Genomic DNA, 14,670 nt, shown 5'->3' on the forward strand with positions numbered 1-14,670 from the left:
CACCCGATCGAGGAGGTGGACGCGTGGCCGGTCAGGAGCAGCAGCGCCAGCAGCGGCGCAGCGACGAGCACGAGGTCGACGAGGTCGAGGTCCCGACCAGCACGACCGACGCCCCCACCGCCAGCGACGTCGACGACCTGCTCGACGAGATCGACGACGTGCTCGAGACCAACTCCGAGGAGTTCGTGCGCGGGTTCGTCCAGAAGGGCGGTCAGTGATCCCCGACGTGCCGGGCCGGCTGCCGGCCGCGTTCCTCGCCCCCGACACCAGCTCCTTCGTGGAGTTCCTCGGCCGGCACGCGCCCGAGGCGCTGCGGCAGCTCGCCCCGCCGCCCGGCAGCGTCGCGACGCCGCCGACGGCGCACGCGACGACGATCGTCGCCCTCGCGTGCAGCGACGGCGTCGTCATGGCGGGGGACCGGCGGGCGACCGCGGGCAACGTCATCGCGAGCCGCGACATCGTCAAGGTCCACGCCGCGGACTCCCACTCCGCCATCGGCATCGCCGGGGCCGCCGGGATCGGGCTGGAGCTCATCCGGCTGTTCCAGGTCGAGCTCGAGCACTTCGAGAAGCTCGAGGGCACGACCCTCAGCCTCGAGGGCAAGGCGACCCGCCTCGCGGGCATGGTCCGTGGCAACCTCGGGATGGCCCTGCAGGGCCTCGCCGCCGTCCCGCTGTTCGCGGGCTGGGACCTCGCCACCGGCCGCGGGCGCATCTTCAGCTTCGACGCCACCGGCGGGCGCTACGCGGAGTCCGAGCACCACTCCATCGGCTCCGGCTCCTACTTCGCCCGCGGGTCGCTGAAGAAGCGGTGGCGGCCCGGCATCACGACGGGGGAGGCGGCGTCCGTCGCCGTCGAGGCGCTGTTCGACGCCGCCGACGACGACTCCGCCACCGGCGGGCCGGACGTCGTCCGACGCATCTGGCCCGTCGTCGCCGTCGTCGACGCCGACGGCTACCGCGAGCTCGACGACACCGGGGTCGAGGCCCTCGTCGAGGAGCTCGTCGCCAGCAGGCGCGCCGGCGCCCGCTCCGGCGGGGCCGTGCCCGAGGTCGGGGGGACCCCGCTGTGAGCCAGCCGTTCTACGTCTCGCCCGAGCAGCTGATGAAGGACCGGGCGGACTACGCGCGCAAGGGCGTCGCCCGAGGGCGGCCCGTGGTCGTCGTCGCCCACGCCGACGGCGTCTCCTTCGTCGGGGAGAACCCGTCGCGGGCGCTGCACAAGGTGTCGGAGATCTACGACCGCATCGCCTTCGCGGCGGTCGGCAAGTACAACGAGTTCGAGAACCTCCGGGTCGCCGGGGTGCGCTACGCCGACCTGCGCGGCTACTCCTACGACCGCAGCGACGTCACCGCCCGCGGCCTCGCCAACGCCTACGCCCAGACCCTCGGCGCGGTCTTCACGCAGGAGTCGAAGCCATACGAGGTGGAGATCGTCGTCGCGGAGGTCGGTGTCGAGGCCGCCGACGACCAGCTGTACCGCCTGACGTACGACGGCTCCGTGACGGAGGAGCACGGGTTCGTCGCGATGGGCGCGGCGGCCGACCAGGTCACCGCCCACCTGCACGACCACTGGTCCGCCGACCTCGACCTGGCCGGGTCCGTCCGGCTCGCCGTCGCGGCGCTCCAGCAGGCCCCGGGCCCGGACGGCACGGGCCGCGAGGTGCCCCCGGAGCAGCTCGAGGTGGCGGTCCTGCAGCGCGGCCGACCGCGCCGGGCGTTCCGCCGCCCGTCGGTGGACGAGGTGCGCGTCGCCCTGTCGGGCGGCTGAGGCAGCGCGTACCGTCGGTGCATGGACAGGCGCATCCTCGGTCTCGAGACGGAGTTCGGGGTCACGTGCGCCTTCGAGGGCACCCGGCGGCTCAGCCCCGACGAGGTGGCCCGGTACCTGTTCCGCAAGGTCGTCTCGTGGGGCCGCTCGAGCAACGTGTTCCTCCGCAACGGCTCGCGGCTGTACCTCGACGTCGGCTCGCACCCGGAGTACGCGACCGCCGAGTGCGACGACGTCCGCGAGCTGGTCGTCCACGACCGGGCCGGCGAGCGGATCCTCGAGGGCCTCGCGACCGACGCCGAGCAGCGGCTGCGCGAGGAGGGCGTCAACGGCGAGGTCTTCCTCTTCAAGAACAACACCGACTCCGCCGGCAACTCCTACGGCTGCCACGAGAACTACCTCGTGAGCCGGCACGGGGAGTTCTCCCGGCTGTCGGACACCCTCATCCCGTTCCTCGTCTCCCGCCAGCTCGTCGCGGGCGCCGGAAAGGTCACCCAGACCCCGCGCGGGGCGGTGTACTCCCTGTCGCAGCGGGCCGACCACATCTGGGAGGGCGTGAGCAGCGCGACCACCCGCAGCCGGCCCATCATCAACACGCGCGACGAGCCGCACGCCGACGCCGAGCACTACCGGCGCCTCCACGTCATCGTCGGGGACTCCTCGATGTCGGAGACGACCACCCTGCTCAAGGTCGGCGCCGCCGACCTCGTCCTCCGCATGGTGGAGAGCGGCCACCCGGTCCGCGACCTCACGCTGGAGAACCCGATCCGCGCCATCCGGGAGATCAGCCACGACCTCACGGGACGACGCGCGGTCCGGCTCGCGAGCGGACGCACCGCCTCCGCGCTCGACATCCAGAGCGAGTACCTGCAGCGGGCGAAGCAGTTCGTGGAGTCCGGCGGCGTCGCCGCCGCGACCGCGACCGGCAGCGGCACGAGCGAGGGCACCTTCAAGCAGGTCCTCGACCTGTGGGAGCGGGCGCTGCGCGCGGTCGAGACCGACGACCTGTCGCTCGTCGAGCGCGAGATCGACTGGGTCGTCAAGCTCCGGCTGCTCCAGCGCTACATGGACAAGCACGACCTGTCGCTGGACTCCCCGCGCGTCGCCCGGCTCGACCTCGCCTACCACGACATCAACCGGCAGCGCGGCCTGTACTACCTCCTCGCCCGGCGGGGTCTCGTCGAGCGGGTCACCCGGGACGTCGAGGTGTTCGAGGCGACCGTCGTGCCACCGCAGACCACCCGCGCGCGGCTGCGGGGCGACTTCGTCCGCGCCGCGCAGGAGCGGCACCGCGACTTCACGGTCGACTGGGTCCACCTCAAGCTCAACGACCAGGCGCAGCGCACGGTCCTGTGCAAGGACCCGTTCCGCAGCGTCGACGAGCGCGTCGAACGGCTCATCGCCGGGATGTGAGCAGGGCCCGGGTCACCCGCTGTCAGGGAGCACCCAGCCTCGCGGCCTAGGCTCGGTCCCGATGTCCAGCAGCCGGCCGACCACGGCCCCCCCAGCCCACCCCCTGTCCAGCGGCGCCCGCCGCGCCTCCCGCCCCCTCGTCCTCGGTGCGGCGGCGCTCCTCGCCGTCGGTGTCGCCGCGTGCGGCTCCGGCGAGGCGACCGACGACGCGAGCGGGGCGGCGGGCGGGAACGCCGGCGGCTCCGGCGACCTGTCCGGCGTCAGCGTCGACGGAGCGTACGGCGAGGTCCCCACCGTCGAGTTCGACACCCCCTTCGAGGTCGAGGAGTCCGCGAGCACCGTCCTCGACGAGGGCGACGGCGAGGAGCTGACGAGCGAGGACACGGTGACGCTCGACTACTGGGTGTTCTCCGGCAGCAGCGGGGAGCAGCTCGAGAGCAGCCGTGACGCCGCCCCCATCAGCCTCCCGCTCGGCGAGGGCCAGGCCGCGCCCGGCATCATCGACGCGCTCGTCGGCATCCCCGACGGCTCGCGCGTGGTGGCCGCCGTCGCCCCGCCCGAGCCGCCGGAGGGGGCCAGCGCCGACCCGAGCGCGGAGACGATCGTCTTCGTCATGGACGTCCTCGGGGTCGTGCCCGAGCGCGCCGAGGGCGAGGTCGTGGAGCCGCCCGAGGGCGTGCCGTCGGTCACGACCGACGACGCCGGCGACGTCGAGAGCCTCGACGTCAGCGGCGTGGAGGCTCCCGAGGAGCTCGTCGTCACGACGCTGATCGAGGGCGAGGGGGAGCCGGTGGAGGCGGGCTCGACCGTCACCATCCACTACGAGGGCGTCCTCGCCTCCGACGGCACCGTGTTCGACTCCTCGTGGGACCGCGGGACCGCCGCGACGTTCCCGCTCGACAACCTCATCCCCGCCTGGCGCGACGGCCTCGTGGGCGTGCCGGTCGGCAGCCGCGTCGTCATGCAGGTGCCGCCGGAGCAGGGCTACGGCGCCGAGGGCAGCCCACCCACGATCCCGGGTGACGCCGACCTCGTGTTCGTCGTCGACGTCCTCGCGGCCACCGCACCGCCCGCCTGACCAGGGAGCACACGGGACGCCACCCCGACCGCGCGAGGCAGTAGCCTGCCCGCGCGGTCGGGGCGCTCCCCGGCCGCGGCCCGGGGAGGTGGACGATGTCGGCGCGGCGGACCGAGCGGCTCCTCAACCTCGTGATCGCGCTCCGCGCGACCCGGCGCGGCATGCGGCGCGAGGAGATCCGCGCCGCCGTCCCGCAGTACGCCGGCAGCCCCTCCGACGCCGCCTTCGAGCGGATGTTCGAGCGGGACAAGGAGGACCTCCGCGAGCTCGGGGTCCCCGTCGTGACGGTCGCGAGCGACGTCCTCGTCGACGCCGACGACGCCTACCGCATCGACGCGCAGGCCTGGGACCTGGCGCCGGTGTCCTTCACCGCCGCCGAGGTCGCCGTCCTCGCGCTCGCGGCCCGCGTGTGGCAGCAGGCGGCGCTCGCCGCGCCCGCCGCACGCGCCCTCACGAAGCTCCGCGCCGTGGGGGCGGACGACGACCTCGCCGCCGAGAGCGCCGCCGTGCGGGCCGCGGCCGGGCTCGTGGAGGCGGGTGTCCGGGCCGTCGACCGCGCGTTCGACCCGCTCCACGCCGCCCTGCGCGCCCACCGGCGGGTGCGGTTCCGCTACCGCCGCCCCGACGGGGCCGTCGCCGCGCGGACCGTCGACCCCTGGCGGCTCCTGCTGCGGGGCGGCACCTGGTACCTCCTCGGCTTCGACCACGACCGCGCCGCCCCACGGGTGTTCCGGCTCGGGCGCATCGAGGGCGAGGTCACGACCGTCCGGGGCGGCCCACCGATCAGCCCCCCGGCGCCGGAGGTGGTCGCCGCCGCCGTCGCCGACACGGTGCACGTGCTCTCCCCGGACCCCGTCCGACCCGACGGTCCCCGGTACGAGGCGCTCGTGCGGGTGCGGCCCGGCCGGGCGGGGGGCCTACGGGCCCTCGCGGAGCGTGCCGGTGCCCCCGCCGGTCCGGACGGCCTCCTTCGGGTGCCGTGGACGGGGTGGGCGCACGAGGACGGGCCCCGGCCGCCCGGCTGGCTCGTGGAGGCCGTCGCGGCCTGCGGTGCCGACGCCACGGTCGTCGCCCCCGCGCCCCTCGCCGAGGCGGTGGCGGCGACGTGGCAGGCGGTGCTCGACCGGCACGCCCCGGCCGCGGACACCGAGCCGGACGCCGACCGGGAGGCCGACCACGACGCCGACGACGACGCCCACGACGACGCGGACCCGGACACCCCTCACGGCGCCGCCGCCGATGCGAGCCCGACGGCCGAGGCGTCGTGGACGCCCGGCGCCACGGACCGGCTGTCCCGGCTCCTCGCGATGGTGCCGTTCGTCCTCGACCGGGACGGCATCGGCCTCGCCGAGCTCGCCGCCCACTTCGAGGTGAGCGAGCAGCAGGTCGTCCGGGACCTCCAGCTCCTCTTCGTCTGCGGCACACCCGGGCACCTGCCCGACGACCTCATCGAGGCCGACTGGGAGGGCGGGGTCGTGCGGATCGGCAACGCCGACACGCTGTCCCGCCCGCTGCGGCTGACGGGGGAGGAGGCAGTCGTGCTCCTCCTCGGGCTCCGCCTGCTCGCCGACGTGCCCGGGCCCCACGACCGCGAGGCCCTCGGGCGGGCCACGCGGACGCTGCAGCGCCTCACGGGCGACGCCGAGCCGCTGCTGGAGGTGGTGGCCGACCCGTGGGGGCCCCCGGCGCACGCGGACACCGTCGCCCGCGCGCTGCGCGAGGGCCGCCGGCTGCGGCTGCGGTACCTGTCGGCCGCCCGTGACGAGCTCACCGACCGCGAGGTCGACCCCGTCCGCGTCGTGGTCGACGGCGGGCGGCCCTACCTGCAAGCGTGGTGCTACCGCGCCGACGACGTCCGCTCGTTCCGCCTCGACCGGGTCGTCGACGCCACGGTGCTCGAGGAGCCGGTCCGTGCGCACCCCGGCGGCGACCGCGATGGGGCGCCGTCCCGCGCGTGGGTCGCGGAGCACGGGAGGCCCGTGCGGCTGCGGCTGCGCCGCGGCGCGGAGTGGGTCGCCGAGCAGTACCCCGTCGAGGTCGTCGTCCGCCAGGGGCAGCCCCTCGTCACCGACGTCCGGCTGCAGGTCGCCGACACCGGTCGCGTGGTCCGGCTCGCCCTGCGCCTGGGCGGTGCGCTCGAGGTCCTCGCGCCGCGGAGCCTGCGCCGGGACGTCGCCGCGGCCGCCGCAGCGGCCCTCGACGCGGCCGTCACGGTCCCCGCCGGCCGCTGACCCGTCCGGGCTGGGCCGTCCGGGCGACCCCCGGTCACGTCGTGCGCGCAGCCGCGTTCAAGTTCTCCGGCGGTCGTGCCGAACGACCTCTCACAAGAACCCGGCGGACGACCGGGCTCGCCCGGTGAGGAGGGTGAAGATGACAGTCATCAAGGCGTCGTGCCCATCGTGCGGTGACGTGGAGCTCACCCCGCGCCAGGTGCGGCTGGTCGTGTGCTCCGTGGAGGCCCGCAGCTTCTACAGCTTCTCGTGCTCGACGTGCGGGGACGAGGTCCGCAAGCACGCCGGCACCGACGTGGTCGCGCTGCTGAGCAGCGGCGGCGTCGTGCCCGAGCGGTGGGTCATCCCCGCCGAGGTGCTCGAGCCGCACGACGGCCCGGTCCTGTCCCACGACGACCTGCTCGACTTCTGCCTGTGGCTGGAGAGCGCCGACCTGCTCGCAGCCGTCGCGCAGGCGAGCCAGGGTCGCCCGTCCGGGGAGTCCGCGACCCTCTGAAGGGCGCCCGCGCCGCACCCCGCCGCTACGGTGGAGCGGTGCTGTGGGTCCTCGTGTGCGCCGTCATCGTGCTGTTCGGCGGCGGCTACCTGTTCCTCCACGGCCGCGAGGTCGTGCGCAAGGGGGGCCGGCTGCTCGCCGAGGTCGACGAGGCCGTGCGCCGCGCGGAGGAGGCGGGTCGCGGGAGGGCTCCGGAGGACCCCCCCGGCACGTAGAGTGGTGCGCACCAACCGACGGAGGCACCCATGTTCCGCAACCTCGTGGACAACCCGCTCATGCTGGTCGTCATCATCCTCCTGATCGTCCTGCTCTTCGGGGCCAAGCGCCTGCCGGACGCCGCCCGCTCGCTGGGCCGCTCCATGCGCATCTTCAAGTCCGAGGTCAAGGAGATGAAGAAGGACGACGCGCCGTCGGGCTCGTCCACGTCGTCCACCGCGTCGACGCGGAACGAGCCCGAGGCCCTCGAGGGCCGGGTCGTCGACGAGGAGCACCCGCCGCGGACGAGCCCGAGCACCTCCGACGCCGACCACGCCCGCCGCGAGGCCTGAGCCCCCACCGTCCGGCGCCGCGTCGCGGCGCCGGCGTCGACTGACGGAGGTCCGACGTGCTCCGGCGTGCCCGCAACCCCGAGGGGCGGATGCCCCTGCGCGCCCACCTCGTGGAGCTGCGCAACCGCCTGGTCGTGGCCGGGATCGCGGTGGTCGCGATGGGCGTCGTGGGCTGGGTGGTGTACCCGACCCTCGTCGAGGAGCTGGTCCGTCCCATCGTCGTCGCCGCCGAGGCGAACGACCAGCCGATCGACCTGCGGTTCGCCTCCCCGACGGAGGCCTTCGACGTCCGCGTGAAGATGTCGCTGTGGATCGGCGTCATCGGGTCGAGCCCGGTGTGGATCTACCAGCTGTGGGCGTTCATCACCCCGGGGCTCACGCGCAAGGAGCGGTGGTACTCCGTCGGCTTCCTCGCGGCGTCGGTGCCGCTGTTCCTCGCCGGGGTCACGCTGGCGTGGTTCGTGCTGCCCAACGCCTTCATCTTCCTCACGAGCCTCAACCCGGAGCAGGTCGGGAGCTTCTTCGACTTCAGCCTGTACGTCGCGTTCGTCACGCGGGTCGCGCTCTTCTTCGGCGTCGCGTTCCTCCTGCCGGTCGTCCTCGTCGCGCTCAACCTCGCCGGTCTCGTCGAGGGCCGCACGCTCCTGCGCGGCTGGCGCTTCGCCGTCGTCGTCACCCTCGTCTTCGCCGCCATCGCGAGCCCCACGCCCGACATCTGGGTGATGTTCACCCTCACCGGGCCCATGCTCGCGCTCTACCTCCTCGCGGTCGGGATCGCCTCCGTCGTCGACTGGCGTCGGGCCCGGCGCTCCGGCACCCGCGGGCTCGACGACGAGGAGGCCTCCGCGATCGAGGACGCCGACGGGGTCGAGGCGGCCACCGGTCTCGGCGAGGCCCCGGGCATCGAGCACGCCTCCGCCCTCGACGACCCGCCGCCCCTCGGCGCCGCGGACGGCCGTGGCGGCGACGTCCACCGCGCCGACGCGACGTGAGCGCCGAGCCCGCGCCGCGGCCCGCGGGGGACCGGCCCCGCACCCCCGGCGCCCGCGTCGCGCTGCTCGTCAACCCCAGCGCCGGTGCCGGCCGTGGCGCCGCGCTCGGGCGGGCCGCGACGCAGCGGCTGCGCGCCCTCGGCCACGACGTCCACGACGTGAGCGCCGCCGACGGCAGCGCGGCGGCACGGGCCGCCGCGGACGCCGTCGGGGCGACCGGCGCCGACCGTCCCGACGCCCTCGTCGTCGTCGGCGGGGACGGCATGGTCCACCTCGGGGTGGGAGCGGTCGCCCACACCGGCGTGCCGCTCGGGGTGGTGCCCGCCGGCACCGGCAACGACATCGCACGCGCGTGGGGCCTGCCGGGAGACCCGGTGGCGGCCGTCGACACCCTCGACGCGTGCCTGCGCGCGGGCTGGGTCGCGCCCTTCGACGCCGTCCGCGTCGACGACCCGGGTTCGGCCGAGGAGCGCCCCGCCTGGGTGGGCGGGGTCGTGGCCGCCGGCTTCGACGCCGTCGTCAACGAGCGTGCCAACGGCTGGCGCTGGCCCCGCGGCGCCGCCCGGTACAACCTCGCCATCGCCCGGGAGCTGCCGGTGTTCCGCCCCGTGCCGTACCGGCTGGTCCTCGACGGCGAGGAGTGGCGCACCGAGGGTCTGCTGGTCGCCGTCGCGAACACGGGCTCCTACGGCGGCGGCATGCGGATCGCGCCGGACGCGACGCCCGACGACGGCCTCCTCGACGTCGTCGTCGTCACGCCGGTGTCCCTCCCGCGGTTCGTGCGGCTGTTCCCGAAGGTGTACGACGGCACGCACGTCGACGTCGACGCCGTCGAGGTGCGGCGCGCCCGCACGGTCGAGGTGCACGTCGACGCGGGCGGACGGCACCCGCGTCGGATCGTCGCCTACGGCGACGGCGAGCGGCTCGGCGAGCTGCCGCGGCGCTTCACCGCGGTGCCGGGTGCCGTCGCGGTCCTCACGCCCCGCGCCGCCTAACCTGGGAGGCATGAGCAGCTCGGCCGACCTCAGCCCGGCCGAGCGGTTCGCCGCGGCCCGCCGCCGCCGGAAGGCGGAGAGCTCACCGCTCGGGCGCTTCGTCGCGGGCCTCGGGTTCGACCCCGACCCGTTCCAGGTCGAGGCGATGGAGGCGGTCGCCGCCGGGCACGGCGTGCTCGTCGCCGCGCCCACGGGCGCGGGCAAGACCGTCGTCGGGGAGCTCGCCGTCCACCTCGCCCTCGAGACCGGCCGCAAGGCGTTCTACACGACCCCCATCAAGGCGCTGAGCAACCAGAAGTACGCCGACCTCGTCGCGGTGCACGGGGCCGACGCGGTCGGCCTGCTCACGGGCGACGTGTCGGTCAACGGGGAGGCGCCCGTCGTCGTCATGACGACCGAGGTGCTCCGCAACATGATCTACGCGGGCAGCCGCACCCTCGACGGCCTCGGCTTCGTCGTCATGGACGAGGTCCACTACCTCGCCGACCGGTTCCGCGGCGCGGTGTGGGAGGAGGTCATCATCCACCTCGCCGAGGACGTCCAGGTGGTGTCGCTGTCGGCGACGGTGAGCAACGCCGAGGAGTTCGGCGAGTGGCTCGCGACCGTACGAGGCGACACCCGCGTCGTGGTCTCCGAGCACCGGCCCGTGCCCCTGTGGCAGCACGTCATGGTGGGGGACCGCCTCCACGACCTGTTCGTCGACCCCGAGGGCGACCCGGTCCTCGGCCTGCCGGGGGAGGACCGGCACCTCGTCAACCCCGAGCTCGTCGCGCTCGCGCGCGAGGACACCCGGTTCCAGCGACGCCACCGCGGCCGACCGCCGCGCGGCGGGGCGAGGCCGCGACGCCGCCCGAGCGCGTCGCGGGCCCAGGTCGTCGAGGCGCTCGACGCCGACGGCCTCCTGCCCGCCATCCACTTCATCTTCAGCCGCAACGGCTGCGACGCCGCGGTACGGCAGTGCCTCGCGTGGGGCGTGCGCCTCACGACGTCGGAGGAGCGCCGCGAGATCCGCCTCCTCGCGGAGGAGCGGACCGCGGCGCTGCCCGACGCCGACCTCGGGGTGCTCGGCTGGTCGGAGTGGGTCGAGGGCCTCGAGCGGGGGATCGCCGCCCACCACGCCGGCCTGCTCCCGGTCTTCAAGGAGACCGTGGAGGAGCTGTTCCGGCGCGGCCTCGTCAAGGTCGTGTTCGCCACCGAGACCCTCGCGCTCGGGGTCAACATGCCCGCCCGCTCGGTCGTGCTCGAGAAGCTCGTCAAGTGGAACGGCGAGCAGCACGTCGACGTCACGCCGGGGGAGTACACGCAGCTGACGGGCCGCGCGGGCCGCCGGGGCATCGACGTCGAGGGTCACGCCGTCGTCCTGTGGCACGAGGGCCTCGACCCCGACCACGTCGCGGGTCTCGCCTCCACCCGCACGTACCCGCTGCGCTCGAGCTTCGCGCCGACGTACTCCATGGCGGTCAACCTCGTCGAGCAGGTCGGGCGCGAGGAGGCCCGGCGCGTCCTGGAGACCTCCTTCGCCCAGTTCCAGGCCGACCGCGCCGTCGTCGGGCTCGCGACCCAGCTGCGCAAGCAGGAGGAGGCGCTCGAGGGCTACACCGAGGCGATGACCTGCCACCTCGGGGACTTCGAGGCCTACCACCGGCTGCGGCGGCGCGTCTCCGCGCTGGAGAAGGACCTGTCGCGCCGGGCGTCGGCGGTCCGTCGTGCCGACGCGGAGGCGACGCTGGAGCGGCTGCGCCGCGGCGACGTCATCGCCGTCCCGAGCGGCCGCGAGCGCGGCTGGGCGGTCGTCCTCGACCCCGGCCTGTCCGCGCAGGGCCCCCGGCCGACGGTGCTCACCGAGCAGCGGCAGGTCCGTCGGCTCGACGCCGTCCAGTTCCCGTCCGCGGTCCGGGTGGTGACGACGGTGCGGGTGCCGAAGGGTTTCGAGCCCGGCGACCCGCGTGCCCGCCGCGACCTCGCGAGCAGCCTCCGCAACGCCCTCGCGCAGGTCGGCGGCGGCACGACGCGACCGCCGCGGGAGAGCACCGCTCCTGAGGCGGACCAGCCGGGGGAGCTCGAGCTCGTCCGGCTGCGCCGGGAGCTGCGCGCCCACCCGTGCCACGGCTGCGCCGACCGCGAGGACCACGCCCGGTGGGCCCAGCGCCGCGACGAGCTGGAGCAGCGCCACGCCGAGCTGCGGCGCCGCGTCGAGGGTCGCACCGCCGTCATCGCCCGGACCTTCGACCGGGTGTGCGACGTCCTCACGGAGCTGGGCTACCTCGACGGGGACACCGTCACCCCCGCGGGGCGGGCGCTGCAGCGGATCTACACGCAGTCGGACCTGCTCGTCGCCGAGTGCCTGCGCACCGGTGTGTGGGACGGGCTCGACGGGCCCTCCCTCGCCGCCGTCGTGTCGACGCTCGCGTTCGAGGCCCGCCGCGAGACCGAGGGCGTCGACCCCCGGCTGCCGGGGCGCGGCACCGCGGCCGCGTGGACGGCGACGGTGCGGCTGTGGTCGGAGGTCACCGACGTCGAGCGGCGGCACCGCCTGCCGCCGCTGCGGGAGCCCGACGCCGGCTTCGCGGCCGCCGTCCACCGCTGGGCGCAGGGCCGCCCGCTGGAGACGGTCCTGCGCGAGAACGACCTCAGCCCCGGCGACTTCGTCCGCTGGTGCCGGCAGACCGTCGACCTCCTCGACCAGGTCCACCAGGCGGCGCCGCGGGACTCCTCCCTGCGCGCGGCCGCGGCGCAGGCGCTCGCGGGCGTGCGCCGCGGCGTCGTCGAGTACAGCCTCAGCGGCTGAGGCCGGTCCGGGCCCCGCGCAGCCGTCCCACGGCGCCGGTGAGGCCCCACCGCTCGGCGTGGGCGTCCGTGGCGGCCGGGTCCGGCTCGGGACCGAGCACGAGACCGGCGAGGTCGTCCGGCTCGAGCGGGGCGTCGTCGACGCAGCGCACCACCCGCAGCGCCCGGTGGAGGTAGTCCGCGGCCTCCGCCAGCCTCGCCCGCCGTGCCCGGCTCAGGCTGGAGTCCGGGTCCCGCACGGCCTCGAGCAGCCCGGCGAGCCCACCGTGGCGGCGCAGCAGCTCGGCCGCGGTGCGCTCGCCGATGCCGGCGACGCCCGGAAGGCCGTCGGAGGGGTCGCCGCGCAGCAGCGACATCTCGAGGTAGCCGCGGCCGCCGGACACGTCGTACTTCTCCGCGAGCCGGGCCTCGTCGTAGACCGGGGCGTCCCGCACCCCGCCCCCGACGTAGACGACGTCGACGCCGCGCGCGTCGTCGACGAGCTGGAGGAGGTCCCGGTCGCCGGACACCACGTGGACCGGACCGCGCTGCTCGTCCGGCCAGCGGCGGGCGAGCGTGGCGCACGCGTCGTCGGCCTCGTGCCCCGGCGCGGCGACGACCGGCAGGCCGAGCAGCGCGAGCGTCGCCGCGAGGAGCGGCACCTGGGGGGCGAGCTCGTCGGGCGCCTCCTCGACGTCGGGGTCGCCTTCCGGGCGGGCCTCGAGCACCCGGTGCGCCTTGTACGCCGGGAGCAGGTCGGTGCGGAACGCCGGGCGCCAGTCGGCGTCCCAGCACGCGGCGTAGGCGTCGGGGCGGTACCGCTGGAGCAGGTGGGCCGTCATGTCGAGGTAGCCGCGGACGGCGTTCACCGGGGAGCCGTCGGGGGCGGCGACCGACGTGGGGATCGCGTGGAAGGCCCGGAAGTAGAGGGTCGCGGCGTCGACGGCCAGCAGCGCGCTCACGGGCCCATGCTGGCAGGCCCGCGCTAGCCTGGCGGGCACCTACCCGCCCCGCAGCCCGCACCGGCCGTCCCACCCCGTCGTCCGGCCCGGGCCCTCACACCCAGAGGACGCACCCCCGTGACCGGTCGACGACGACCCTTCCCCGCTCCCGCACGCGTGCTGCCCGACGAGGACGCCGCCGACCTCCTCGAGCTCACCCGCGAGATCGGTGAGGCCGAGCTCGCCCCCCGGGCCGCCGAGGCGGAGGAGCGGGCGGCCACCGCCCACGAGTACCCGCGCGACACCTACCGCCTGCTGGGCAAGAGCGGGCTCCTGGGCCTGCCCTACCCCGAGGAGCTCGGCGGCGGCGGCCGGCCGTACACCGTCTACCTGCAGGTCGTCGAGGAGCTCGCCCGCTCGTGGGCGAGCATCGCCATGGGCGTGAGCGTCCACGTCCTCGCGTGCAACGCGGTCGCGACCGCCGGCACCCGCGAGCAGCAGGAGCGCTGGCTGCCGGACCTGCTCGGCGGCGAGCTGCTCGCCGGCTACTGCCTGTCGGAGCACGAGTCCGGCTCCGACGCGGCCGCCATGCGCACGCGGGCCGAGCGCAGCGGCGAGGGTGCCGAGGCGGGCTACCGGCTCCACGGCACCAAGGCGTGGATCACCCACGGCGGCATGGGCGACGTCTACACCGTCTTCGCGCGCACCTCGCCCCGGCCCGAGTCCGGACAGGGCCCGTCGGGCAGCGGGATCTCCGCGTTCCTCGTGCCCGGTGACGCGCCGGGGCTCAGCGCGGCGGCGCCCGAGCGCAAGATGGGCTTCGACGCCTCCCGCACCTCCCAGGTCCTCCTCGACGACGTCCGCGTCGGGGCCGACCGGCTCCTCGGCGCCGAGGGCGACGGCTTCACCATCGCGAAGCGGGCGCTCGACGCCGGTCGTCTCGGCATCGCCGCGGTCGCCGTCGGGGTCGCGCAGGCGGCGCTGGAGGACGCCGTCGCCTACGCGAAGGACCGCCGCCAGTTCGGTCGCGCGATCATCGACAACCAGGGCCTCGGCTGGCTCCTCGCGGACATGGCGACGGCGGTCACCGCGTCCCGCGCGCTCTACCTCGAGGCCGCCCGCCTCCTCGACGCCGGCGACGAGCCCGACCGGGTCCGGGCCACCGCGTCCATGGCGAAGACGTTCTGCACCGACTCGGCGGTCCGCGTCACGACCGACGCCGTCCAGGTGCTCGGCGGGGCCGGCTACGTCCGCGACCACCGTGCCGAGCGGTTGATGCGAGAGGCGAAGCTGCTCCAGATCGTCGAGGGCACCAACCAGGTGCAGCGGGTCGTCGTCGCCGGGGCGCTCGCCCGCTCCTGACGGGCCGTCACCCGGCGTGACGGCACGCTCGCCCGCCCGGGTGACGCCCGGGCGGGTGGGCGGCGGTCGGCACGCCCG

14 protein-coding genes are annotated in these 14,670 nt (G+C 75.6%); 13 read left to right on the forward strand and 1 reads right to left on the reverse strand.

Annotation, left to right across the window (positions count from 1 at the left end):
• Positions 1-23 precede the first annotated feature (23 nt).
• The 12 genes from WAB14_RS07310 to WAB14_RS07365 all read left to right on the forward strand — a co-directional run bounded on the left by WAB14_RS07310 (position 24) and on the right by WAB14_RS07365 (position 12,311).
• Positions 24-218, forward strand: a complete 195-nt coding sequence (locus WAB14_RS07310) for a ubiquitin-like protein Pup (protein ID WP_340268900.1) — start codon at positions 24-26, stop codon at positions 216-218.
• Entirely contained in the window at positions 215-1,072 is an 858-nt protein-coding gene (prcB, locus tag WAB14_RS07315; protein ID WP_340268901.1) for a proteasome subunit beta, read from the forward strand. The genes WAB14_RS07310 and prcB overlap by 4 nt, the downstream gene beginning before the upstream one ends.
• Positions 1,069-1,770, forward strand: coding sequence for a proteasome subunit alpha (gene prcA, locus WAB14_RS07320; RefSeq protein WP_340268902.1), 702 nt, complete (start codon positions 1,069-1,071; stop codon positions 1,768-1,770). Before prcB ends, prcA begins: the two co-directional genes overlap by 4 nt.
• A gap of 21 nt (positions 1,771-1,791) precedes the next feature.
• Positions 1,792-3,183, forward strand: coding sequence for a Pup--protein ligase (gene pafA / locus WAB14_RS07325; protein ID WP_340268903.1), 1,392 nt, complete (start codon positions 1,792-1,794; stop codon positions 3,181-3,183).
• A 61-nt stretch (positions 3,184-3,244) separates the two neighbouring features.
• Complete coding sequence (locus WAB14_RS07330) at positions 3,245-4,261, forward strand: FKBP-type peptidyl-prolyl cis-trans isomerase (RefSeq protein WP_340268904.1); 1,017 nt, start codon at positions 3,245-3,247, stop codon at positions 4,259-4,261.
• 95 nt (positions 4,262-4,356) lie between these two features.
• Complete coding sequence (locus WAB14_RS07335; RefSeq protein ID WP_340268905.1) at positions 4,357-6,492, forward strand: helix-turn-helix transcriptional regulator; 2,136 nt, start codon at positions 4,357-4,359, stop codon at positions 6,490-6,492.
• 178 nt (positions 6,493-6,670) lie between these two features.
• Complete coding sequence (locus WAB14_RS07340) at positions 6,671-6,988, forward strand: hypothetical protein (protein WP_340268906.1); 318 nt, start codon at positions 6,671-6,673, stop codon at positions 6,986-6,988.
• 38 nt (positions 6,989-7,026) lie between these two features.
• Entirely contained in the window at positions 7,027-7,203 is a 177-nt protein-coding gene (locus WAB14_RS07345) for a hypothetical protein (protein WP_340268907.1), read from the forward strand.
• 30 nt (positions 7,204-7,233) lie between these two features.
• Positions 7,234-7,536 carry a Sec-independent protein translocase subunit TatA gene (tatA, locus tag WAB14_RS07350; protein WP_340268908.1) on the forward strand — a complete coding sequence of 101 codons (303 nt, stop codon included), beginning with the start codon at positions 7,234-7,236 and terminating at the stop codon, positions 7,534-7,536.
• Positions 7,537-7,592: 56 nt separating this feature from the next.
• The gene (gene tatC / locus WAB14_RS07355; RefSeq protein WP_340268909.1) at positions 7,593-8,528 is read left to right on the forward strand and encodes a twin-arginine translocase subunit TatC; all 936 of its coding nucleotides are present in this window, start codon (positions 7,593-7,595) and stop codon (positions 8,526-8,528) included.
• Positions 8,525-9,523 carry a diacylglycerol kinase family protein gene (locus WAB14_RS07360; protein ID WP_340268910.1) on the forward strand — a complete coding sequence of 333 codons (999 nt, stop codon included), beginning with the start codon at positions 8,525-8,527 and terminating at the stop codon, positions 9,521-9,523. The genes tatC and WAB14_RS07360 overlap by 4 nt, the downstream gene beginning before the upstream one ends.
• A gap of 10 nt (positions 9,524-9,533) precedes the next feature.
• Positions 9,534-12,311: a DEAD/DEAH box helicase gene (locus tag WAB14_RS07365; RefSeq protein WP_340268911.1), complete on the forward strand. Its 2,778-nt coding sequence runs from the start codon at positions 9,534-9,536 to the stop codon at positions 12,309-12,311.
• Here the strand turns inward: WAB14_RS07365 and WAB14_RS07370 are convergent.
• Positions 12,301-13,251 carry a 5'-3' exonuclease gene (locus WAB14_RS07370; RefSeq protein WP_340268912.1) on the reverse strand — a complete coding sequence of 317 codons (951 nt, stop codon included), beginning with the start codon at positions 13,249-13,251 and terminating at the stop codon, positions 12,301-12,303. The two genes, WAB14_RS07365 and WAB14_RS07370, sit on opposite strands and share 11 nt — an antisense overlap.
• Positions 13,252-13,368: 117 nt before the next feature.
• Here WAB14_RS07370 and WAB14_RS07375 point away from each other — a divergent pair, with 117 nt between their 5' ends.
• Entirely contained in the window at positions 13,369-14,592 is a 1,224-nt protein-coding gene (locus WAB14_RS07375) for an acyl-CoA dehydrogenase family protein (RefSeq protein WP_340268913.1), read from the forward strand.
• Positions 14,593-14,670: the final 78 nt, after the last annotated feature.

Source organism: Aquipuribacter nitratireducens (assembly GCF_037860835.1).
Taxonomy (GTDB): domain Bacteria; phylum Actinomycetota; class Actinomycetes; order Actinomycetales; family JBBAYJ01; genus Aquipuribacter; species Aquipuribacter nitratireducens.

Excerpts from the sequence above, each read along its gene's own strand:
- WAB14_RS07365 (WP_340268911.1), top strand. The coding sequence starts at position 9,534 with ATGAGCAGCTCGGCCGACCTCAGCCCGGCCGAGCGGTTCGCCGCGGCC.
- WAB14_RS07335 (WP_340268905.1), top strand. The coding sequence starts at position 4,357 with ATGTCGGCGCGGCGGACCGAGCGGCTCCTCAACCTCGTGATCGCGCTC.
- pafA (WP_340268903.1), top strand. The coding sequence starts at position 1,792 with ATGGACAGGCGCATCCTCGGTCTCGAGACGGAGTTCGGGGTCACGTGC.
- tatA (WP_340268908.1), top strand. The coding sequence starts at position 7,234 with ATGTTCCGCAACCTCGTGGACAACCCGCTCATGCTGGTCGTCATCATC.
- WAB14_RS07330 (WP_340268904.1), top strand. The coding sequence starts at position 3,245 with ATGTCCAGCAGCCGGCCGACCACGGCCCCCCCAGCCCACCCCCTGTCC.